Genomic DNA, 19486 nt, shown 5'->3' on the forward strand with positions numbered 1-19486 from the left:
CACCCCCCCACACCACCCCTGCCCCCCCCCCCCCCCCGGCCCCCCCGCCCCCCCCCCCCCCCCCCCCCCCCCCGCCGCGGGGGGGGGGGGGGGGGGGGGGGGGCGGCCCCCCCGCCGCCCCCCCCCCCCCCCCCCCCCCCCCCCCCCCCCGCCCCGCCCGCCCCCCCCCCCCCCCCCCCCCCCCCCCCCCCCAGGGCGTGCGGGGTGTTGGAGGTCGGGCGGCGGTGCGCGGGCCGGCCCCCTCCACCCCCGCGCAAGAGGCGCGGCGGTCCCCCTCCCCCAAGGGGGGAGGAATGCGGGGGGCGGGTCACAATCTCATCTCCAAGCCTTCGCCCGCCAGATAGGCCTTCAGGTCCGGGATGGCTATCGCGCCAGTGTGGAAGACGCTGGCGGCGAGGGCGCCGGAGACGTCCGATTGTTCAAACACGGCCTTGAAATGCTCGGGCGCGCCGGCGCCGCCCGAGGCGATCAGGGGGATGGTCAGCCGCCCTCTAGCCGCAGTCAGTTGTTCAATGTCGTAGCCGCGTCGAACCCCGTCCTGGTCGATGCAGTTCAGCACGATCTCGCCGGCGCCCAGGCCCTGCGCCTCATCGAGCCAGTCGAGTGTGCGCTTGCCGGCGCGGCGGCGCGCGTCGGGGTCGCCGGTGTATTTGTGGACCACCCATTCGCCGTCCTCCAGACGACTGTCGACCCCGACGACCACGCACTGGCTGCCCAGGCGGGCGGCCATGTCGGCGATCAGTTCCGGGCGCTCCAGAGCGGGGGAGTTGATCGACACCTTGTCCGCCCCGTGGTCCAGGCAGCGGGCCGCCTGGTCCACGCTGCGGATGCCGCCGGCGACGCAGAAGGGGATGTCCAGCAGCCGGGCGATGTCCTTGATCCAGCCATAGTCCAGGGTCCGGCCCTCGGGGCTGGCGGCGATGTCGTAGAAGACCAGTTCGTCGGCGCCCGCGTCGCGGTATCGGGCGGCCAGCTCCGCCGCGTCACCCATGTCGGTATGGCCGACGAACTTCACGCCCTTGACCACCCGGCCGTCCTTGACGTCCAGGCAGGGGATTATGCGCCGGGCGGTCATTGGACCGTCCTCCTGGCTGAAGACTGGGCCGTCATGCCGCCGTCGCTATGGCGTCGGGCAGGGTGAAGCGGTTCTCGTAAAGGGCGCGGCCGACGATGGCGCCGTTGCAGCCCAGCGACTTGACCGCCGCGATGTCGTCCAGCGACGAGACCCCGCCGGAAGCTTGCAGCACCAGATCCGGGCGACGGCGGCGGATTTCGGCCAGAAGCTCCAGATTGGGGCCGGTCATGGCGCCGTCACGGCCCACGTCGGTGACCAGCAGGTGTTTGAAGAGTCCCTTGGGATAGCGGTCGAGGGCGGTCCACAGATCGACGCCCGATGACTGGGTCCAGCCCTTCAGGGCGGGCACGGGCACGCCGTCCTCGATCTTGACGTCGAAGGCCAGGGTGATGTGCTCGGCGCCGAACCCCTTCAGCCAGGCGGCGACGTCATTCGGCTGGGTCACCGCCAGCGAACCGACGACGACGCGCGAGACGCCCGAGTCCAGCAGTTTGGCGACGTCGTTGGCGCTGCGCACCCCGCCGCCGGACTGGATCTTGACGTCGATGGCCTTTGTCAGTTCGCCGATCAGGGCGTGCTGCACGGCTTCGCCGGCCTCTGCGCCGTCCAGATCGACGACGTGGATCCATTCCGCCCCCTCTGCGGCGAAGGCGCTCAGACGGGTGGCCGGCTGTTCGTCGTAACGGGTCACCTGGTCGAACTTGCCGTGCATCAGGCGCACACAGACGCCGTCCTTCAGGTCGATGGCGGGATAGATCAGCATGATGGATCCTCGGGCAGGCCCAGGAAGTTCCTGAGGATGGTCGCACCGGCCTCGGCCGAGCGTTCGGGGTGGAACTGGCAGCCCCAGCGGTTGGCGGCGCGGACCATGGCGGGGACCGGGCCGCCATAGTCGGCGCGGGCCAGGGTGGCGGGGCCGTCGGGGCAGACATAGCTATGGACGAAATAGGCGTAGGCCCCGTCGGCCACCCCCTCCAGCAGCGGGTCGTCGTGGTCGCGCGTCAGCCGGCTCCAGCCCATGTGCGGGACGGGCAGGGCGCCCGCAGGCTCCAGTCGGGACACGGCGCCGGGGATGAAGCCCAGCAGATCGACGCCCTCGCCCTCCTGGCTGGTTTCGAACAGCAGTTGTTGGCCCAGGCAGACGCCCAGCAGGGGGCGGGGGAAGGCGCGGATCGGTTCGACCAGACCCAGTTCGGCCAGGCGGCTCATGGCGTAGCCGGCCGCGCCGACGCCGGGCAGGATGACCCGTTCGGCCTCGGCGATCACGGCGGGATCGTCGGTCAGGCGCACGGTGGTGCCCAGACGCTCGAGCGCGAACTGGACCGAAGCGACGTTGCCGGCGCCATAGGCGATGACGGCGACCTCGGTCACAGCACCCCCTTGGTGGACGGCACCGCGTCGCCCTCGACCCGGATGGCCTGGCGCAGGGCGCGGCCGAAGGCCTTGTAGACGGCCTCGGTCTTGTGGTGGTCGTCCTGGCCCGTGACCTTGATGTGGACAGCGGCGCCCATGGCCTCGGCCAGCGAGCGGAAGACGTGGGCCGTCAGGTCGGTGCGGTAGTCGCCGATGAAGGGGGTCTCGAACGTGCCCTCGAACAGCGGATAGGGACGGCCGGACAGATCGATGGAGACGGTGGCGTTGGCCTCGTCCATCGGCAAGACGAAGCCGTAGCGGGCGATGCCCTTGCGCTCGCCCAGCGCCTGTTTCAGCGCCTGGCCCAGGGCGATGGCGCTGTCCTCGATGGTGTGGTGCGGGTCGGTGTGCAGGTCGCCCTCGCACTGAAGTCGCAGTGAGAAGCCGCCGTGGGCCGCGATCTGCTCAAGCATATGGTCGAAGAAGCCGACGCCGGTCTCGATCTTGATGGGGCCGGGGGCGTCCAAGTCGACGGCGCAGACGATGCGGGTCTCTTTCGTATCGCGCACGGCCTGGCCGACGCGGGCCGGGCGGCGCTTCGCGGGCGTCAGGCCGAAGGCGGCCAGCAGCCGGTCGTTGACCTCGGGCTTGATCGAGACCGGCAGGCGCAGGCGCTCGCCGGACAGGTCGGCCACGACGCCATAGGTGGCCAACGCGGCCAGGGCGGCGGCGGGGTCTTCCGGCCGAGCCATGACGATGGGGCCGACGCCGGGCTCGACCGGCATCTGGCGGCCCAGTTCGCGGGCGATCCGCTCGCGCTCGCGTCGGACCGAGGCGATGCGCTCGGCGGTCTCGATCATCCGCGACGGGTCCAGCGCCTGTTGCGCCAGCCGCACCTGGGGTTCGGGCAGGGCGTAGGGCTCCAGCACCGAGGCGAGGCGGGCCAGGGTCGGGGCTTGCGCGATGGCGGCGCCGACGCGGGCGCCGGCCAGGCCATAGGCCAGGGACAGGCTGCGCAGCACGACCAGGTTCGGCTGGTCGGCGACGACGGTGGCGGCGGAAACGCTGTCGGAGAATTCGATCAGGCCCTCGTCCACCACCAGCAGGGCGGGGGCGACGCGGGCGGCCATTTCGGCGACGGCCTCGGGCGAGCCGAGGGCGCGGATGACGACCACAGCGGGTTCACCCTTGGCCGGATAGATGGCGGCGAGACTGTCATAGGGTTCGGCCTTGGGCGCCTCGACCGAACCGCCGTCGCGGGCGGCGAGGCGATAGGCCAGTTCCAGCCCGTGGGTCAGGCCGCGCACCGGCAGGACCTGGTCGGCGGGCACGGCGTAGATCGCCGCCATGCGGGCGGCGAGGGCGGCAGGCTCTCCGGGATAGCGGTCCAGGCCTTCGCCGCCGGAGACCAGCGGGGGATAGGGGGCGGGCAGGGTCATCCTTCGGCCCTCAGGTCGGCGGCGCGGGCGTGGGCTTCCAGGCCCTCCATCCGGGCCAGACGGGCGGCGATGGGGGCCAGGGCGCGGGCGCCGGCCTCCGTGACCAGCTGGACCGACATGGTGGTCATGAAGCTGGCGGTGGTGACGCCGCCCAGGGTGCGGGCGCCGCCGTCGGTCGGCAGGACGTGGCTGGGGCCGGCGGCGTAGTCGCCCAGGGTCTCGGCCGCGAACCGACCGACGAAGACGGCGCCGGCGGCCTTGATCGAGTCCACCAGGGGCTCGGGATCGTCGATCTGGATCGCCAGGTGTTCGGGGCCATACAGGTTGGCGACCTCTGCGGCGGCGTCGAGATCGCGGACCAGGATGGCGCGGGCCTCGTTCAGCGAGGCGCGGGCGATGGCTTCGCGCGGCAGGGTGGCGACCTGGGTCTCAACCTCCGACAGGATGTAGTCGATGGTGGCGCGGCTGGTGGAGACCAGGATGACCTGGGCATCGGCGTCGTGCTCGGCCTGGCTGAGCAGGTCTGCGGCGGCGATCTCGGGTGCGGCGTCGCGGTCGACGATGACCATCAGTTCGGACGGGCCGGCGGGCATGTCGACGGCGGGGCCGCCGGGAAGGGCGGAGGCCTGTTTCTTGGCTTCGGCGACATAGGCGTTGCCGGGGCCGAACAGCTTGTCGCAGGCGGGGATGACGCCGTCCTCCAGTTCGACGCCGAAGGTCAGGGCGGCTATGGCCTGGGCCCCGCCCATCAGCCAGATGGCGTCCAGCTCGGCCTCGGCGGCGGCCAGGATCATGGCGGGGTGGATTCCGCCGTCCTTGTTCGGCGGGGTGACGGCGACGCGCCGGCCCACGCCGGCGACGCCGGCCGGGATGGCCAGCATCAGCAGGGAGGAGAAGAGGGGGGCGGTGCCGCCGGGGATGTAGAGGCCGGCCGAGGCGATGGGACGCCAGGCCAGTTTGGAGCGCACACCGGGGGTGGTCTCGATGAAGGGGGTGTCTTCCGGCTTGGTCGCCTGGTGGAAGACACGGACATTCTCGGCCGCCATGCGCAGGGCGCGGACGTCGCCGGGGGGCAGGGCGTTGCGGGCCTCGGCCACAGCCTCGGGCGTGATGGCGATGCGGCGGGGCGGGGCCTTGTCCAGCTTCAGGCACCAGTCGGTGACCGCCGCGCCGCCGCGCATCCGCACATCGTCCAGGATGGTGCGGACGACCTCGGTCACGTCGCCGGCGGTGCGCTGGGCGGGGCGGGCCAGGGCCGCCTTTTTCCCGGCGGCGTCGAGGGAAGACCAGTCGATCAGTTTCATCACATCATCTTCTCGATGGGCAGGACCAGGATGGCCGAGGCGCCGGCGGCCTTCAGCTTCTCCAGCGTCTCCCAGAAGACGGCCTCCTGGCAGACGGCGTGGACGGCGACGGCGTCGTCGCGGCCCATCAGGGGCATGACGGTGGGCGAACCGGCGCCGGGCAGGATGGCCGTGATCTCATCCAGCGCCGAACGCGGGGCGTTCAGCATGACGTATTTGGCGCCTTGCGAGGACACCACGCCCGACATCCGCTCGATGATGCTGTCCAGCAGGTGTTGCAGGGCGGGCTCGGGCGCGACGGGGGACTGGATCAGGACCGCCTGGCTTTCCAGCACCGTGTCCTTGGCGCCCAGGCCGTTGGCCTCCAGCGTCGCGCCGGTCGAGACCAGGTCGCAGATGGCGGCGGCCAGCTTTAGCCGGGGCGCGACCTCGACGGCGCCGCGCATGACGACGATGTCGGCCTTGACCCCACGCTCATCCAGGAAGCGGCGCAGGATCTTGGGATAGGAGGTGGCGATGCGCAGTCCGTCCAGCGAGGCCGGGCCGTCATAGGCCAGGGTCGGGGGCGTGGCGATCTTCAGGGTGCAGCGGCCAAAGCCCAGGGGCATGACGACAGACGCATTGGCGCCGCCGTTGCGGCCTTCCTCCAGCACGTTCTCGCCGACGATCCCCAGGTCGCAGACGCCGTCGGCCACGAAGGTGGGGATGTCGTCGTCGCGGACGCGCAGCAGGTCGATCGGATAGTTCTCGACCCGATACAGCAGGTCGTTGTGGCCTTTGACCCATTTCAGACCCGCGTCGCGGATCAGGTCGAGGCTGCGGTCGGCCAGACGGCCGGATTTCTGGACGGCGATGCGAAGCCGGCCTTGGACAGTGCTCATGTTCGGATACTCAGTTCGTGTTCTTCAGGCGGTCCAGGGCGATGCGGTAGCCCTGGTGCGGCATGTCTTTGAGATAACGGGCGACGCGGACGACGGTGGTGGGGCTGGCGTGGGCTTCGGCCGCGATCTCGCGATAGGATTTTCCGCCGGCGTCGAGCAGGCGCGCCACCTGCCAGCGCTCGGCGAAGGCGCGCAGTTCCGCCGGGGTGCAGAGGTCGGCGAGGAAGGCGTCGATCTCCTCGCGCGTCTGCATCGACAGCAGGGCGTCATAGAGGGCGTCGCGGGCGGGCGGGGTCGTCATGCGCGTTCCACTATGCTGTAACAGTGGAACGGTCAAGGGGCGTGAATCGTGAGTCGTGACTCGTGATTGGGCGCGCGCGGGCTCCAGTCACGACTGACGATTCACCAATCACGACTTACGCCCGCCCGCGCGCCGCTCTATCTGTCCGCCCATGACCAAGATCCTCATCATCGGCGCCGGACATGCCGGCGGCTCCGTCGCGGCGTTTCTGCGGCAGTACGGCCATGAAGGGCCGATCGTGCTGGTGGGCGAGGAGGATGCGCCGCCGTATCAGCGGCCGCCTCTGTCCAAAGCCTGGCTGAAGGGCGAGGCGGATCTGGAGACGCTGCTGCTGCGGCCGCTGAGCTTCTATGAAGAACAGGGTATCGAGTTTCGGCCGTCGACTGTCGCCGTGTCGGTGGACCCGGAGGCGAAGACGGTCGCCTTCCATGACGGATCGAGCGAGTTCTATGACGTCCTGGTGCTGGCGACGGGATCGACGGCGCGGAAACTGCCTGTGCCGGGCGGGGATCATCCTGATCTGCTGGAGCTGCGGACGCTGAAGGACGCGGAACGGCTGAAGGCCGTGCTGGGGCCGGGCAAGCGGCTGGCGGTGGTCGGCGGCGGCTATGTCGGCTTGGAGGCGGCGGCCTCGGCCCGCGCCTTGGGCGCCGAGGCGGTGGTGATCGAGCGCGCGCCGCGCGTGCTGGCGCGGGTGGCGTCGGAGACCCTGTCGACCTTCTTCACCGCCCAGCATCGGGCGCATGGGGTCGAGATTATGACCGGGGCCGAGGTGGTCGCCGTCGCGCATGACGGCGTGACCCTGGCGGACGGATCGGTGGTGCGGGCGGATGCGGTGCTGGTCGGCGTGGGCGCCCTGGCCTGCGAAAGCCTGGCGCGGTCGGCGGGCCTGAGGTGCGACGACGGGGTGGTGGTGGACGAGCAGGCGCGGACCAGTGATCCCGTCATCTTCGCCGTCGGCGACATGACGCGGCGGCCGATTCCCGTGCACGGCGGCGTATCGCACCGGCTGGAGAGCGTGCCCAATGCGCTGGAACAGGCGAAGCAGGCGGCGGCTGCCATTGTCGGACGGCCGGGACCGGCGGCTGAGGTCCCGTGGTTCTGGTCCGATCAGTACGACTTCAAACTTCAGATCGCGGGCCTGCCGTTTGACGCCGACCGCCAGGTGGTGCGGGGCGATCCGACGGCGGGGGGCTTTGCGGTGTTTCACCTGAACGGCGACCGGGTGGTCTGCGTCGAGGCGGTCAATGCGCCGCCGGAGTTCATGGCGGGCAAACAGCTGATCGGGAAGGGGACGTCGGTGGATGTGGCGAAGCTGGCGGATCAGGCGGTGTCGATGAAGGCGGTGGGGATCTGATTTTCTCCAGACCTTCCCCCGCTTGCGGGGGAAGTGTCAGGCCGTGGCGCGAAGCGACACGCCTGACGATGGGGGAAGTCTTCCTTTAGTAAAACGAGACTTCCCTCTCCGACCCTGGTCCGCTGCGCGGACGACGGGCCACCTCTCCCGCAAGCGGGAGAGGGTCTGTTTGCGGGCAAGTAGTCGTCGCCGCAGTGCAACAAAACTGTTGCGCTTTTCGTTGGGGATCGATCAAGCTGCGATCTCAACGCGGCGGGGGCGAATGACGAGAGCTTTCGACGAAATGAACGGCGGCGGATCGGGGACGATCCGCGACAGCTACAAAACGCTGGCGGCCTGGCTGGAAAACGCCCCGCCGGATCTGCTGCAGGCGCGCTCGCGCCAGGCGGAGCTGTTCTTCCGCCGGATGGGCGTGACCTTCGCCGTATATGGCGACGAGGAATCCAACGAACGGCTGATCCCGTTCGACGTCGTGCCGCGCATCATCGGCGCCGACGAATGGGGCGGGCTGGAGAAGGGGCTGAAGCAGCGGGTCACCGCCATCAACGCCTTCCTGAAAGATATCTATGGACCGCAGGACTGTATCCGCGCCGGGATCGTGCCCGCCGACCTGATCCTGACCAATCCCCACTATCGGCCCGAGATGCAGGGCCGCCGGCCGCCGGGCGACGTCTGGTGCCATATCGCCGGGGTCGATCTGGTCCGCACCGGCGAGGACGGCTTCTATGTGCTGGAGGACAATGTCCGCACGCCGTCGGGGGTCTCCTATATGCTGGAGAACCGCGAAATGATGATGCGGCTGTTCCCCGACCTGTTCGCCGAACATGCGGTGCGGCCGGTCGAGATCTATACCGACATGCTGCTGCGGTCCTTGCAGGCCTCGGCGCCGTCGGGGGCGGGCGAGGATCCGACCATCGTCGTGCTGACGCCGGGGCCGTTCAACTCGGCCTATTACGAGCACAGTTTCCTGGCGGACAAGCTGGGGGTCGAGCTGGTCGAGGGCGGGGATCTCTTCGTCAATGACGACACCGTCTATATGCGCACGACCGAGGGGCCCAAGCGGGTCGATGTCATCTATCGCCGCATCGACGACGACTTCATCGATCCCCTGACCTTCATGCCGAACTCGGCGGTCGGCGTGCCGGGGCTGATGTCGGCCTATTTCGCGGGCCGTGTGACCCTGGCCAATGCGGTCGGGACGGGGGTGGCCGACGACAAGGCCGTCTATACCTATATGCCCGAGATCATCCGCTTCTTCACCGGCGAGGACGCGATCCTGAAGAATGTGCCGACCTGGCGCTGCCGCGAGGCGGATGCGCTGAAGGAGGTGCTGGGCAAGCTGGACGAACTGGTGGTCAAGGAGGTCGGCGGCTCCGGCGGCTACGGCATGCTGGTCGGGCCGACCTCGACCAAGGCCGAGATCGAGGCGTTTCGCGCCAAGTTGATCGCTGATCCGGACGACTTCATCGCCCAGCCGACGCTGAGCCTGTCGACGGCGCCGACCCTGAACGGCGGAAGCCTGTCGCCGCGCCACGTCGATCTGAGGCCCTTCGTCCTGTCCAGCCCGGCTGGGGTGCGGGTGGCGCCTGGCGGGCTGACGCGGGTGGCGCTGAAAGAGGGGTCGCTGGTGGTCAACTCCAGCCAGGGCGGCGGAACCAAGGACACCTGGGTGCTGGATAACTGATGCTTTCACGCACCGCAGACAGCCTGTACTGGACCGGCCGCTATATGGAGCGGGCGGACTTTCTCGCGCGCATTCTGGAGGCCGCCATTCGCCTGGCCGCCCTGCCGGCCAAGGATCAGGCCACGGTCACGGCCTGGGCCGGCGCCATCGCCTCGTCGGGGGTCAAGAGCGGGTTCGACGCTTCGGGCCGGACCGTGTCGGAGAAGTCCGTCCGGGAATATCTGGCCTTCGGCGCCGACAACTCGACCTCGATCAAGGCCTGTATCACCAAGGCGCGGACCAACGCCCGTTCGGTGCGAACCGCCCTGACCATCGAGCTGTGGGAGGCGATCAACGGCGCCTGGAACGGGCTGAACGAACTGGGCGAGCCGACCAAGCGGGACGATTTCACCAACTTCCTCGACTTTGTGAAGTCGACGTCGCTGGCGGTTGAGGGCGCTTCTTCGCGGACCATGTTGCGCAACGACGCCTACTGGTTCCTGCGGCTGGGCATGGCGATCGAGCGGGCCGACAACACCGCCCGCCTGCTGGACGTGAAATATCACCTGCTGTTGCCGCCCGGCGAACGCGTGGGCGGACAGCTGGACTATTTCCAGTGGACCACCCTTTTGCGTGAAGTCTCGGCCCTGACCGCCTATCGCTGGGTCTATCGGGAATCGGTGCGGCCCTGGCTGGTGGCGGACCTGCTGGTGCTGAACCGGCAGATGCCGCGGTCACTGGCGTCGTGCCAGGGCATGATCGTCAGCTATCTGGAGCGGCTGGCGACGGACTACGGCCGGCGCGGCCCGGCTCAGCGGCTGGCCTCCAACCGCCTGACCCAGTTCAACGAGGCCCGGATCGAGGACATTTTCCAGTCCGGCCTGCACGAATATATCCAGGGCTTCCTGAACGAGAACAACGCCCTGGCCGCCGCCGTCCAAGAACAGTATCTGGTCTGACCATGCGGATCCGGATTGATCACTCCACCCGCTACGCCTACGCCCGACCGGCGCGGTTCATCGTGCAGATGCTGCGGCTGACGCCCAAGTCGTGCGAAAGCCAGCAGGTGCGCGAATGGCGTATCGAGACCGACGTCGACGCCCGGCTGCGCCGCAGCGAGGACGCCTTCGGCAACATCGTTCACAGCCTCTATACCGAGCGGCCGACCGACGCCCTGACCATCCGGGTGACGGGCGAGGTCTCTACCGTGGACACCGGCGGGGTGATCCGGGGCCAGAACGACCGGCTGCAGCCGGGCGTCTATCTGCGCGACACCCGCCTGACCCAGGCCGATCCCGCCCTGGTCGAGTTCGCGCGCGGGATCGGCGAGGGCGGGCCGCTGGAGCGGATGCACCGGCTGATGGGGGCGATCCACGGCGGGGTGGCCTTCGAGGTCGGCGCCACGTCCGCGACCCATACGGCGGCCGAAGCCTTCGCCATCCGGCGCGGCGTCTGCCAGGACCACGCCCAGATCTTCATCACCTGCGCCCGGACCCTGGGCGTGCCGGCCCGCTATGTTTCGGGCCACCTGAACCGGTCGGACGGCCAGCACGATCAGGACGCCGCCCACGCCTGGGCCGAGGCCTGGATCGAGGGGTTGGGCTGGGTCGGGTTCGATGCGGCCAACGGAATCTGTCCGACCGACAACTATGTCCGCATCGCCACGGGCCTGGACGCCCTGGGGGCGACGCCGATCCGGGGCACCAGCTACGGCGGCGGGATTGGGACGCTGACGGTCGCCCTGCATGTGCGGCCTGTGCAACAGAGTCAGCAGCAACATCAATCCAAGGGATGGTCCTGATCGCCATGGGCGGGGAATCTGCTAGCGTCGAACGATTCGCGGAACCGGGAGCGGATAGAGCGAAGTGACCTATTGCGTGGGCATGTTGGTGGACGAGGGGTTGGCGATGATCGCCGACACCCGCACCAATGCGGGCGTGGACAACATCTCGTCCTATCGCAAGCTGCATATCTTCAAGACCACCGGCGAGCGGATACTGGCGGTGGCGACGGCCGGAAATCTGTCGGTCACCCAGACGGCCCTGGCCATGGTGGCGGAGGGGGTGAAACTGCCCGACTCGACCGCGCTGGAGACGCTGGAGACCGCCCCGACCCTGTTCCGCGCCGCCCAGATCCTGGGGCATGCCCTGGCCATGGTGCGGGCCACCATCAACACGCCCGCCTCGCCCACCGCCGACGCCCTGAACGTCAACGCCTCCATGCTGCTGGGCGGCCAGATCGCCGGCGGGAAGATGGGTCTGTATCTGATCTATGGGCAGGGCAACTTCATCGAATGCGGGCCGGACACCCCCTATCTGCAGATCGGTGAGCTGAAGTACGGCAAGCCGATCCTGGATCGCGCGCTGCACAATTCCACCCCCCTGTCCGAGGCGGTCAAACTGGGGCTGATCTCGTTCGATTCGACGATTCGCTCGAACATCGCCGTGGGGCCGCCGCTGGACCTGATCGTCATTCCCCGCGACCACCTGACGGGGATGGAGCGCCGGATCGACGTGGACGATCCCTATTTCCGCGACCTGGGCCGGCGCTGGTCGGAAGCCCTTGCCTCGGCCCACAAGGCCATGCCCGATCCCACCTGGCTGGACCTGGACCTGTCGCCGCCGATGCGGAACATGAGCATCGTCATCTGAGCCAGGGGCGGTCCCGCCGCCGTCTCAGGCCGTCTCGCGGAGGGTGAGGCGACCACCGCCAGAGCGCGCACCCGTCAGGAAAACCGTGCGTCTGCGATTAAGTCGCAATTCCTCTTGTGCGAACTTGCTAGGCTGGCTATTGCGACCGCATCGCAAAATCAGGCCAAAAGGTCGCCTCAATATGTCCGAGTCCCGCGCCGCCGCGCTTCGTTCCCTTCTGTTCGCCTCTAGCGCCGCCGGCATGCTGGTCGCCGCGCCCGCCCTGGCTGCCGATGTGACGCCCGAGAGCGGCGTGATCGTCACCGCCGATCAGCAACAGCAGCCGGCCAATCTCGGCACGATCGACGTCAACGGCCAACTGAAGAAGCGTCAGCCGGAAAGCCCCGAGTTCGTGGCGCCCCTGCTGGACACGCCCCGCTCGGTGACGATCATCCCGGAACAGGTCATCACCCAGACGGCGGCGACCTCGCTGGAAGACCTGCTGCGCAACTCGCCCGGCATCACCTTCGGCGCGGGCGAAGGCGGCCAGCCGCTGGCCGACCGGCCCTTCATCCGGGGCCAGTCGTCGGGCAACAACATCTTCGTCGACGGCGTGCGCGACGCGGGCGGCCAGCAGCGCGAGGTCTTCGACCTGGAGCAGGTCGAGGTCATCAAGGGCGCCGATTCCGTCTATTCGGGCCGGGGCTCGGGCGGCGGCAGCATCAATCTCAGCTCCAAGCAGCCGCGCTTGGCCGACGCCGTCAGCGCCAGCCTCGGCGCCGGCACGGACAGCTATTACCGCGCCACCGTGGACGGCAACTGGCGCCTGAACGACACCAGCGCCTTCCGTCTGAACCTGATGGCGACCGAGGGCGACGTCCCGGGCCGGGACGCGGTGGACTTCGAGAAGTACGGCCTGGCCATGGCCCTGGGCTTCGGCCTGGGAACCGACACCTCGGCCACGATCAACTACTACCACCTGACCGCCGACTCGATGCCGGACTACGGCATTCCGCTGGACCGAAAGCTGGACAACAACTGGGCGATCAAGACGACGGACAGCCGGATCCTGAACGTGCCCTACGACACCTTCTACGGTCTGAAGGCGCGCGACTACATGCGCAACGAGGTCGATAGCGTGACGGTCAAGCTGGAGCACAAGTTCAGCGACACCCTGACCGTGCGCAACCTGACCCGCTATTCCGAGACGCTGAACGACTATGTGCTGACCAATCCGGGCGACGGCGGCACGGCGGTTCTGGTCGGCGACACCTGGTGGATGAAGCGGGGACTGAAGTCGCGCTGGAACCCGGCCGAGACCTTCGCCAATGTCACCGACCTGTACGGCAGTTTCACCACGGGCGGGCTGAAGCATGATTTCGACCTGGGCGTGGAATATTCGCGCGAGATCAACCGCAACGCCTCCTACAACATCACCACCACCAGCGGCTCGGCCTGTCCGACCGCGGTCGGCGGCTTCGACTGCACGCCGGTCTATGATCCCAATCCGAACGATCCGTGGACCGGCTCGATCGCGCGCGGAGCCGAAACCCACTCCAACACCACCAGCTGGGGCGTCTATGGCGCCGACTCCATCGCTTTTGGGCCGAAGTGGTTGCTGAACCTGGGCCTGCGCTACGACCGTTACGAGACCGAAGGCACGTCCATCGCCCGCGGCGCCACCACGCCGACCTTCCACGAGGGCGAGTGGGACTTCGTCAACTATCAGGTCGGCCTAGTGTACAAGCCCACCTCCAACACCAGCGTCTATGCGTCCTACGCCACCTCCTCGACGCCGCCCACCGTGTCCGGCGGCGACCAGAACGGCGCGAGCGGCGGCGAGGGCAGCGGCAATCTGTCGGGCCAGCTCCTCGATCCGGAAGACACCGAGAACTATGAGATCGGCGCCAAGGCCGAACTGTTCGGCCAGCGGCTGACCCTCAGCGGCGCCCTGTTCCAGACGACGCGCAAGAATGCGCAGATCCTGATTTCGAATGGGGTGTATGCACAGGCCGGCGAGACCGAGGTCAAGGGACTGGAGCTGGGCTTCTCGGGCAGCGTCACGCCCGTCTGGACCGTGTTCGGCGGCTACACCTACATGGACTCCGAACTGGTCAAGGGCGCCTATGACAACGTCAACCTCGGCGATCCGCTGGCCAATACGCCCAAGAACAGCTTCAGCCTGTTCACCACCTATCGCGTCCTGCCCAAGCTGAGCCTGGGCGGCGGGGTCTATTATGTGGACGACCGGTTCGGCGGAAACCAGGGCGGGGCCGGCGGCGGTTCGGCCGCCGTCTATGCGCCCAGCTACACCCGCCTGGACCTGTTCGCCTCCTATGACGTGACCGATCGCGCCAGCCTGCAGCTGAACGTCAAGAACGCCACGGACGAGGAATACATCATGCGGACCAATGGGGTTCACCATGCCGACCCCGCTCCGGGGCGGCAGGCGATCCTGGCGCTGAACCTGCGCTTCTAAGGGCCACGATCCCCGGCCTATATCTGGCGGCCCCGTCCTTCCGGCGGGGCCGTCTTTTCTTTTCGAGCGAGACCCGACCGTGCTGCTCCAGATCCCCGAAGTCTTTTCCAAGGCCGAAGTGAAGGCCCTGCGCGAGCGGCTGGACGCCGGTCCCTGGGCCGACGGCAATATGACTTCGGGCCACCAGTCGGCGACGGCGAAGCGGAACCAGCAACTGCCGGAAGACTCGGACGTGGCCAAGGAGGTCTCGGCCCTGATCGTTCAGGCGCTGAACGCCAATCCGATGTTTGTGGCCGCCGCCCTGCCGCACACCATCTTTCCCCCTCTGTTCAACCGCTATGAGGGCGGGGGCGAGTTCGGGCTGCACGTGGACAACGCCATTCGTCAGCAGCGAGGGGGCGGTGCTGTCCGTGTACGGAGCGACCTTTCGGCGACCCTGTTCCTGTCGGAGCCCGAGGACTACGACGGCGGGGAGCTGATCATCGAGGAGATGTACGGGCCGCAGTCCGTCAAGCTGCCCGCCGGGGATCTGGTGCTGTATCCATCCAAGAGCCTGCACAAGGTCATGCCGGTGACGCGCGGGGCGCGGGTTTCATCCTTCATGTGGATGCAGAGCCTGATCCGCGACGACGGCGACCGGGAAATGCTGTTCCGGCTGGACGTGGCGACCCAGCGGGTGGCGACGGAGAAGGGGCCGAAGGATCAGGCGGTGATCGAACTGACCGGGGTCTATCACAACCTGCTGCGGCGCTGGTCCGAGGTTTGACGCCGGCCTGGTCCCTGTGACCTCGGGGCCGCAATCGGAGTTATAAGGTCGCAGCGGTGAACCAAGGCGAAGCTGGTCTATTGTGACCGGGATGTTCCAAGACGCGCCCCCCGCACCGCCCGCTCAATTGTCTGAAATCACGGTGACGGCGGCCCGTCTGCCGCCCGCCGCCGCCGACGCCGCCTTTTCGGTGGTGCGGCTGGACCAGAGGGTGCTGGAGCGATCCGCCCGGCTGGACGAGGCGCTGCGGACTGTGCCGGCCGTGTCCCTGTTCCGGCGGACATCCAGCCTGGCCGCCAATCCGACGACCCAGGGGATTTCGCTGCGGGCCATCGCGCCGTCGGGCGCGGGTCGGACCCTGGTCACGCTGGACGGGGTTCCGCTGAACGATCCGTTCGGTGGTTGGGTGATCTGGTCCCAGGTCGCGCCGGAATCGCTGGAGCGAGTGGATATCGTGCGCGGCGCGGGGGCGGGACCTTATGGCGCCGGAGCCCTGACGGGGACCATCGGTCTGACGGAACGGGCCGGCGGCGGGGTGTTGGACGCCTCGGTCGGCGAGCGCGGCGGGGCGCGGGTGGCGGGCTCGGGCTCGACCCAGATGGGGCTTTTCGGTGTCACCCTGTCGGGCCTGTACGAGACCAGCGACGGCTATACGCCGGTGCGCGGATCTGCGGCCGGGGCGGCGGATACGCCGCTGGATCTGGACAGCCGCAGCGCGGCCCTGCGGGTCGATGCGCCGCTGGACGGGCTCAATCTCGAGGGAGCGAACCTGTCGCTGCGGGCGGCGACCTGGGAGGAGGATCGCGGGTCCGGCCTGCTGAACACTCGGTCCAACGCCAGCGGGCACAGCCTGAGCGCCACGGCGGCCAAGGCGCCGCCCGTCGACGGATACGGTTGGCGGCTGCAGGCCTGGCGGATCGAGAGCGATTTCGCAAACACCTCGGCCTCGGTCGCGGCGGATCGATCAACCACGACGCCGGCCAACAGTCAGTACAAGACCCCCGCGACGGGCTGGGGGCTGAACGCGGCCCTGCGCCGCCGCGTGTCCGAGTTCGCCGGCGGGCGGCTGGAATGGGAGGTCGGGGCCGACGCCCGGTTCAACGAGGGCGAGACCAACGAGTTCTTCAGCAATCCCACCGGCGCCGGCTTTGCGCGCGGGCGTCGGGCGGGCGGCGAGACGTCGGTGGCCGGCGGTTATGTGGACGGGTCGTGGACCGGCGGGAACTGGCTGATCGCGGGCGGACTGCGTTACGACCAGTGGAGGAATGAGGCGGGCTTCCGCTACGAATACACGCTGGCGACCGGCGCGCCGATCCTGAACGAGACGGCCGAGGACCGGTCGGGCGAGGTGTTCAGCGCCCGCCTGGCGGCGCGGCGGGATCTGAGCAGCCTGCTGGGCGCTGGCTACGCCTGGCGGGCCGCGGCCTATTCCGGTTTCCGGCCGGCGACACTGAACGAACTGCACCGGCCGTTCCGGGTCGGCAACGACATCACCGAGGCCAATTCGGCGCTGGAGCCCGAGACCCTGCGCGGCATCGAGACGGGCCTGGCCTATGACCGGGACGGGATCGCCTGGGGGGCGACGGTCTTCTGGAACGAGATCGAGGACGCCATCGTCAATGTCACGATCGGCGAGGGGCCGGGGACCTTCCCCCGCGCGGGCTTCGTGCCCGCCGGCGGGGTGCTGCGCCAGCGCCAGAACGCCGGGACCATCGCGGCCTGGGGCGTCGAGCTGAACGGGTCCGTCCAGGCGACCGAGGCCCTGTCGCTGAACGCGGCCCTGTCCTGGACCGACGCCGAGGTGGACGGCGGGACGGCGGCGCCGCAATTGACCGGCCTGCGTCCGGCCCAGGCGCCGGAATGGAGCGCGACGGCGGGTCTGGACTGGCGGGCTACGGAGCGGCTGACCCTGGGCCTGGCGGCGCGGTATGAATCGGCGCGGTTCGACGATGACCTGAACAGCCGGTCGCTGGACGCCGCCGTGACCCTGGACGCCCGCGCCGAGTGGGCGGCCCGCGACGGGGTCATGGTTTGGGCCGCTGTAGACAACGCCTTCGACGAGGAGGTCGAGGTGTCGATGACCGGGACCGACGTCGCCGGCTACGCCCCGCCGCGCACGGTTCGGGCTGGGGTGAGATTCAGCTACTGACGATCTCTGCGGCGATTTCGTCCGTCTCTTGCTATTGAAAACGGTTCGCAACAGTGGCACAGCCACTTCGTGACCGAACTCGCCGCACAACACCCTGTGGAGCCTCCTGCCAAGGGTTCCAAAAAGCCGAAGGCGGCGCTGAACGGCGCGCGGTCCTTCTGGCTGAAACAGCTTCATTCCTGGCACTGGATTTCGGCGGCGGTCAGTCTTGTGGGGCTGATCCTGTTCGCGGTCACCGGCATCACCCTGAACCACGCCGCCTCGATCCCGGCCGAGCCGGTGACGGTGGAACAGACCGCGGCCCTTCCGGCGCCCCTGCTGCAACGGCTGGCGGAGTTTCCTCAGGAGACGACCGACCCGGCGCCGGACGCCGTGGCCCGCTGGGCGGCCGAGAGCCTGAAGGTCGAGATCGCCGGCAAGCCGACCGAGACCACGCCCGAAGAAATATATGTCGCCCTGCCTACGCCCGGCGGCGACGGATGGGTGACCATCGACCGTGCGACGGGCGATGTGCTGCACGAGAAGACGACGCGCGGCTGGATCGCCTACCTGAATGACCTGCACAAGGGCCGCAACGCCGGGACGGTCTGGTTCTGGTTCATCGACGTCTTCGCCGTGGCCTGCACGATTTTCGCCCTGACGGGCCTGGGGCTGATGTGGCTGCACGCCAAGGGGCGGCCGTCCACCTGGCCGCTGGCGGCCCTGGGCCTGCTTATCCCCGTCGTCATCGCCCTGATTTTCATTCACTAAGAGTGTCCCGGATGCGCCTTCTCCCCATCGTCGTCACCACCGTCGGCCTGGCCGCCGCCGCGCCCGCCCTGGCGGCGGACCTGTCGGTCACGGTCGATGTGCCGCGCCTGAACACCGCCTCCTATCATCGGCCCTATGTGGCGGTGTGGATCGAACGGCCGGACCAGACGGCGGTCCAGACCCTGGCGGTCTGGTACCAACAGACCCGCAACAACGAGGGCGACGGCAAGGACTGGCTGAAAGACCTGCGCACCTGGTGGCGCAAGGGCGGCCGGGCCATGAGCCTGCCGGCCGACGGGGTCTCGGGCGCCACCCGCGCGCCGGGGCGCCAGACCATCACCGTGCCCGCCGCCCGCCTGCGCGGCCTGCAGCCGGGCCAGTACACCGTCGTTGTCGAGGCGGCGCGCGAACTGGGCGGCCGTGAGGTCGTGCGCGTGCCCTTCCGCTGGGGCGGCGCCAACACCGCCAATGCTTCCGGCTCCACCGAACTGGGCGCCGTGCGCGTCACCGTCTCTCGCTGAGGAACAGATCCATGAAAAAGACGATCACGCTTCTGGCCTTCGCCGCCGCTCTGGCCGCGCCCATGGCCGCCCAGGCCCACCGCGCCTGGATGGCGCCGACCTCGACCAGCCTGTCGGGCAATGACGCCTGGGTTGGGTTCGACGCCGGCATGTCCAACGGGGTCTTCATCCCCGATCACGCCGCCATGCGGATGAACGGCCTGGTGGTGACGGCGCCGGACGGCTCGGCCGTTCAGCCCGAGCACCTGATGCAGGGCCAGTACCGCACCACCTTCGATGTCCATCTGACGCAGAACGGCACCTACAAGGTCGCCAATGTGATGAACGGCATCATGGCCAGCTACACCTTGAACGGTGAACAAAAGCGCTGGCGCGGCTCGGCGGCCGAGTTCCCTTCGGCCTTGCCGCAGGGCGCGACCAACGTGCAGGCGACCCGTACATCAAGCCGGATCGAGACCTTCGTCACCCTGAACAACCCGACCGACACGGTCTTCACCAATGCGCGGGACGGTCTGGAGATGATCCCGGTCACCCACCCGAATGATCTGGTGGCGGGCGAACCGGCGACCTTCAAACTGTCGAAAGACGGGTTGCCGGCCGCCGGCCTGGAAGTGACGGTGGCGCGTGGCGGCCTCCGCTATCGCGACAATCCCGAGGAATCGACGGTGACCACCGGCGTCGACGGCGCCTTCACCGTCACCTGGCCGGAAGCGGGCCTGTACTGGCTGAACGCTTCAGTCCGCACCGCGGCTGAGGGCGACACGATAGCTTCGAACGCTTCCTATGTGGCGGTCGTGGAAGTCCTGCCCTAAGCCACG

At 68.8% G+C, this 19486-nt stretch carries 18 protein-coding genes; 11 read left to right on the top strand and 7 right to left on the bottom strand.

Going from position 1 to position 19486, the window contains the following annotated elements; all coding sequences use genetic code 11:
* Nucleotides 1–307 precede the first annotated feature (307 nt).
* Genes hisF through GGR11_RS16350 form a run of 7 tightly spaced genes read right to left on the bottom strand, consistent with a single transcriptional unit; the run spans nucleotide 308 to nucleotide 6353 of the window.
* Complete coding sequence (hisF, locus tag GGR11_RS16320) at nucleotides 308–1075, bottom strand: imidazole glycerol phosphate synthase subunit HisF (RefSeq protein ID WP_183198801.1); 768 nt, start codon at nucleotides 1073–1075, stop codon at nucleotides 308–310.
* Nucleotides 1076–1106: 31 nt separating this feature from the next.
* On the bottom strand, nucleotides 1107–1838 hold the full coding sequence (gene hisA / locus GGR11_RS16325) for a 1-(5-phosphoribosyl)-5-[(5-phosphoribosylamino)methylideneamino]imidazole-4-carboxamide isomerase (RefSeq protein ID WP_154726402.1): 732 nt from the start codon (nucleotides 1836–1838) through the stop codon (nucleotides 1107–1109).
* The gene (hisH, locus tag GGR11_RS16330) at nucleotides 1832–2446 is read right to left on the bottom strand and encodes an imidazole glycerol phosphate synthase subunit HisH (RefSeq protein WP_183198803.1); all 615 of its coding nucleotides are present in this window, start codon (nucleotides 2444–2446) and stop codon (nucleotides 1832–1834) included. The genes hisA and hisH overlap by 7 nt, the downstream gene beginning before the upstream one ends.
* Complete coding sequence (gene hisB, locus GGR11_RS16335) at nucleotides 2443–3867, bottom strand: imidazoleglycerol-phosphate dehydratase HisB (protein WP_183198805.1); 1425 nt, start codon at nucleotides 3865–3867, stop codon at nucleotides 2443–2445. Before hisB ends, hisH begins: the two co-directional genes overlap by 4 nt.
* Nucleotides 3864–5171 (bottom strand): histidinol dehydrogenase, encoded by a 1308-nt coding sequence (hisD, locus tag GGR11_RS16340; protein ID WP_183198807.1) that lies wholly within the window; start codon nucleotides 5169–5171, stop codon nucleotides 3864–3866. The genes hisB and hisD overlap by 4 nt, the downstream gene beginning before the upstream one ends.
* Nucleotides 5171–6052, bottom strand: coding sequence for an ATP phosphoribosyltransferase (hisG, locus tag GGR11_RS16345; protein WP_183198808.1), 882 nt, complete (start codon nucleotides 6050–6052; stop codon nucleotides 5171–5173). The genes hisD and hisG overlap by 1 nt, the downstream gene beginning before the upstream one ends.
* A 10-nt stretch (nucleotides 6053–6062) precedes the next feature.
* The gene (locus tag GGR11_RS16350; RefSeq protein ID WP_183198811.1) at nucleotides 6063–6353 is read right to left on the bottom strand and encodes a YerC/YecD family TrpR-related protein; all 291 of its coding nucleotides are present in this window, start codon (nucleotides 6351–6353) and stop codon (nucleotides 6063–6065) included.
* A 151-nt stretch (nucleotides 6354–6504) separates the two neighbouring features.
* Here GGR11_RS16350 and GGR11_RS16355 point away from each other — a divergent pair, with 151 nt between their 5' ends.
* The 11 genes from GGR11_RS16355 (at nucleotide 6505) to GGR11_RS16405 (ending at nucleotide 19480) form a co-directional block, all read left to right on the top strand.
* Nucleotides 6505–7710, top strand: coding sequence for an NAD(P)/FAD-dependent oxidoreductase (locus GGR11_RS16355; RefSeq protein WP_183198813.1), 1206 nt, complete (start codon nucleotides 6505–6507; stop codon nucleotides 7708–7710).
* Nucleotides 7711–7972: 262 nt separating this feature from the next.
* Nucleotides 7973–9394, top strand: coding sequence for a circularly permuted type 2 ATP-grasp protein (locus GGR11_RS16360; RefSeq protein ID WP_183198815.1), 1422 nt, complete (start codon nucleotides 7973–7975; stop codon nucleotides 9392–9394).
* Nucleotides 9394–10332 carry an alpha-E domain-containing protein gene (locus GGR11_RS16365; RefSeq protein ID WP_183198817.1) on the top strand — a complete coding sequence of 313 codons (939 nt, stop codon included), beginning with the start codon at nucleotides 9394–9396 and terminating at the stop codon, nucleotides 10330–10332. The genes GGR11_RS16360 and GGR11_RS16365 overlap by 1 nt, the downstream gene beginning before the upstream one ends.
* A 2-nt stretch (nucleotides 10333–10334) precedes the next feature.
* On the top strand, nucleotides 10335–11174 hold the full coding sequence (locus tag GGR11_RS16370; protein WP_183198819.1) for a transglutaminase family protein: 840 nt from the start codon (nucleotides 10335–10337) through the stop codon (nucleotides 11172–11174).
* 64 nt (nucleotides 11175–11238) lie between these two features.
* On the top strand, nucleotides 11239–12024 hold the full coding sequence (locus GGR11_RS16375) for a proteasome-type protease (protein WP_154725632.1): 786 nt from the start codon (nucleotides 11239–11241) through the stop codon (nucleotides 12022–12024).
* 181 nt (nucleotides 12025–12205) lie between these two features.
* Nucleotides 12206–14482, top strand: a complete 2277-nt coding sequence (locus GGR11_RS16380) for a TonB-dependent receptor (RefSeq protein ID WP_183198821.1) — start codon at nucleotides 12206–12208, stop codon at nucleotides 14480–14482.
* Nucleotides 14483–14561: 79 nt separating this feature from the next.
* A complete protein-coding gene (locus GGR11_RS16385; RefSeq protein ID WP_183198823.1) occupies nucleotides 14562–15248 on the top strand; it encodes a Fe2+-dependent dioxygenase in 687 nt (228 codons plus the stop codon).
* A gap of 91 nt (nucleotides 15249–15339) precedes the next feature.
* The gene (locus GGR11_RS16390; RefSeq protein WP_183198825.1) at nucleotides 15340–17397 is read left to right on the top strand and encodes a TonB-dependent receptor; all 2058 of its coding nucleotides are present in this window, start codon (nucleotides 15340–15342) and stop codon (nucleotides 17395–17397) included.
* Between the two features lie 69 nt (nucleotides 17398–17466).
* On the top strand, nucleotides 17467–18147 hold the full coding sequence (locus tag GGR11_RS16395; RefSeq protein WP_183198827.1) for a PepSY-associated TM helix domain-containing protein: 681 nt from the start codon (nucleotides 17467–17469) through the stop codon (nucleotides 18145–18147).
* An 11-nt stretch (nucleotides 18148–18158) separates the two neighbouring features.
* Nucleotides 18159–18668: a DUF2271 domain-containing protein gene (locus GGR11_RS16400; protein ID WP_008262166.1), complete on the top strand. Its 510-nt coding sequence runs from the start codon at nucleotides 18159–18161 to the stop codon at nucleotides 18666–18668.
* A gap of 11 nt (nucleotides 18669–18679) precedes the next feature.
* A complete protein-coding gene (locus tag GGR11_RS16405) occupies nucleotides 18680–19480 on the top strand; it encodes a DUF4198 domain-containing protein (RefSeq protein ID WP_183198829.1) in 801 nt (266 codons plus the stop codon).
* Nucleotides 19481–19486: the final 6 nt, after the last annotated feature.

Origin of the sequence: Brevundimonas mediterranea, assembly GCF_014196125.1 — a bacterium.
Classification (GTDB): domain Bacteria; phylum Pseudomonadota; class Alphaproteobacteria; order Caulobacterales; family Caulobacteraceae; genus Brevundimonas; species Brevundimonas mediterranea.

What these genes read in the sequence shown, in the direction of transcription:
- hisF (WP_183198801.1), bottom strand. Translation starts at nt 1,075, where the DNA reads ATGACCGCCCGGCGCATAATCCCCTGCCTGGACGTCAAGGACGGCCGG.
- hisA (WP_154726402.1), bottom strand. Translation starts at nt 1,838, where the DNA reads ATGCTGATCTATCCCGCCATCGACCTGAAGGACGGCGTCTGTGTGCGC.
- hisB (WP_183198805.1), bottom strand. Translation starts at nt 3,867, where the DNA reads ATGACCCTGCCCGCCCCCTATCCCCCGCTGGTCTCCGGCGGCGAAGGC.
- hisD (WP_183198807.1), bottom strand. Translation starts at nt 5,171, where the DNA reads ATGAAACTGATCGACTGGTCTTCCCTCGACGCCGCCGGGAAAAAGGCG.
- hisG (WP_183198808.1), bottom strand. Translation starts at nt 6,052, where the DNA reads ATGAGCACTGTCCAAGGCCGGCTTCGCATCGCCGTCCAGAAATCCGGC.
- GGR11_RS16350 (WP_183198811.1), bottom strand. Translation starts at nt 6,353, where the DNA reads ATGACGACCCCGCCCGCCCGCGACGCCCTCTATGACGCCCTGCTGTCG.
- GGR11_RS16355 (WP_183198813.1), top strand. Translation starts at nt 6,505, where the DNA reads ATGACCAAGATCCTCATCATCGGCGCCGGACATGCCGGCGGCTCCGTC.
- GGR11_RS16360 (WP_183198815.1), top strand. Translation starts at nt 7,973, where the DNA reads ATGACGAGAGCTTTCGACGAAATGAACGGCGGCGGATCGGGGACGATC.
- GGR11_RS16365 (WP_183198817.1), top strand. Translation starts at nt 9,394, where the DNA reads ATGCTTTCACGCACCGCAGACAGCCTGTACTGGACCGGCCGCTATATG.
- GGR11_RS16370 (WP_183198819.1), top strand. Translation starts at nt 10,335, where the DNA reads ATGCGGATCCGGATTGATCACTCCACCCGCTACGCCTACGCCCGACCG.
- GGR11_RS16380 (WP_183198821.1), top strand. Translation starts at nt 12,206, where the DNA reads ATGTCCGAGTCCCGCGCCGCCGCGCTTCGTTCCCTTCTGTTCGCCTCT.
- GGR11_RS16390 (WP_183198825.1), top strand. Translation starts at nt 15,340, where the DNA reads ATGTTCCAAGACGCGCCCCCCGCACCGCCCGCTCAATTGTCTGAAATC.
- GGR11_RS16400 (WP_008262166.1), top strand. Translation starts at nt 18,159, where the DNA reads ATGCGCCTTCTCCCCATCGTCGTCACCACCGTCGGCCTGGCCGCCGCC.
- GGR11_RS16405 (WP_183198829.1), top strand. Translation starts at nt 18,680, where the DNA reads ATGAAAAAGACGATCACGCTTCTGGCCTTCGCCGCCGCTCTGGCCGCG.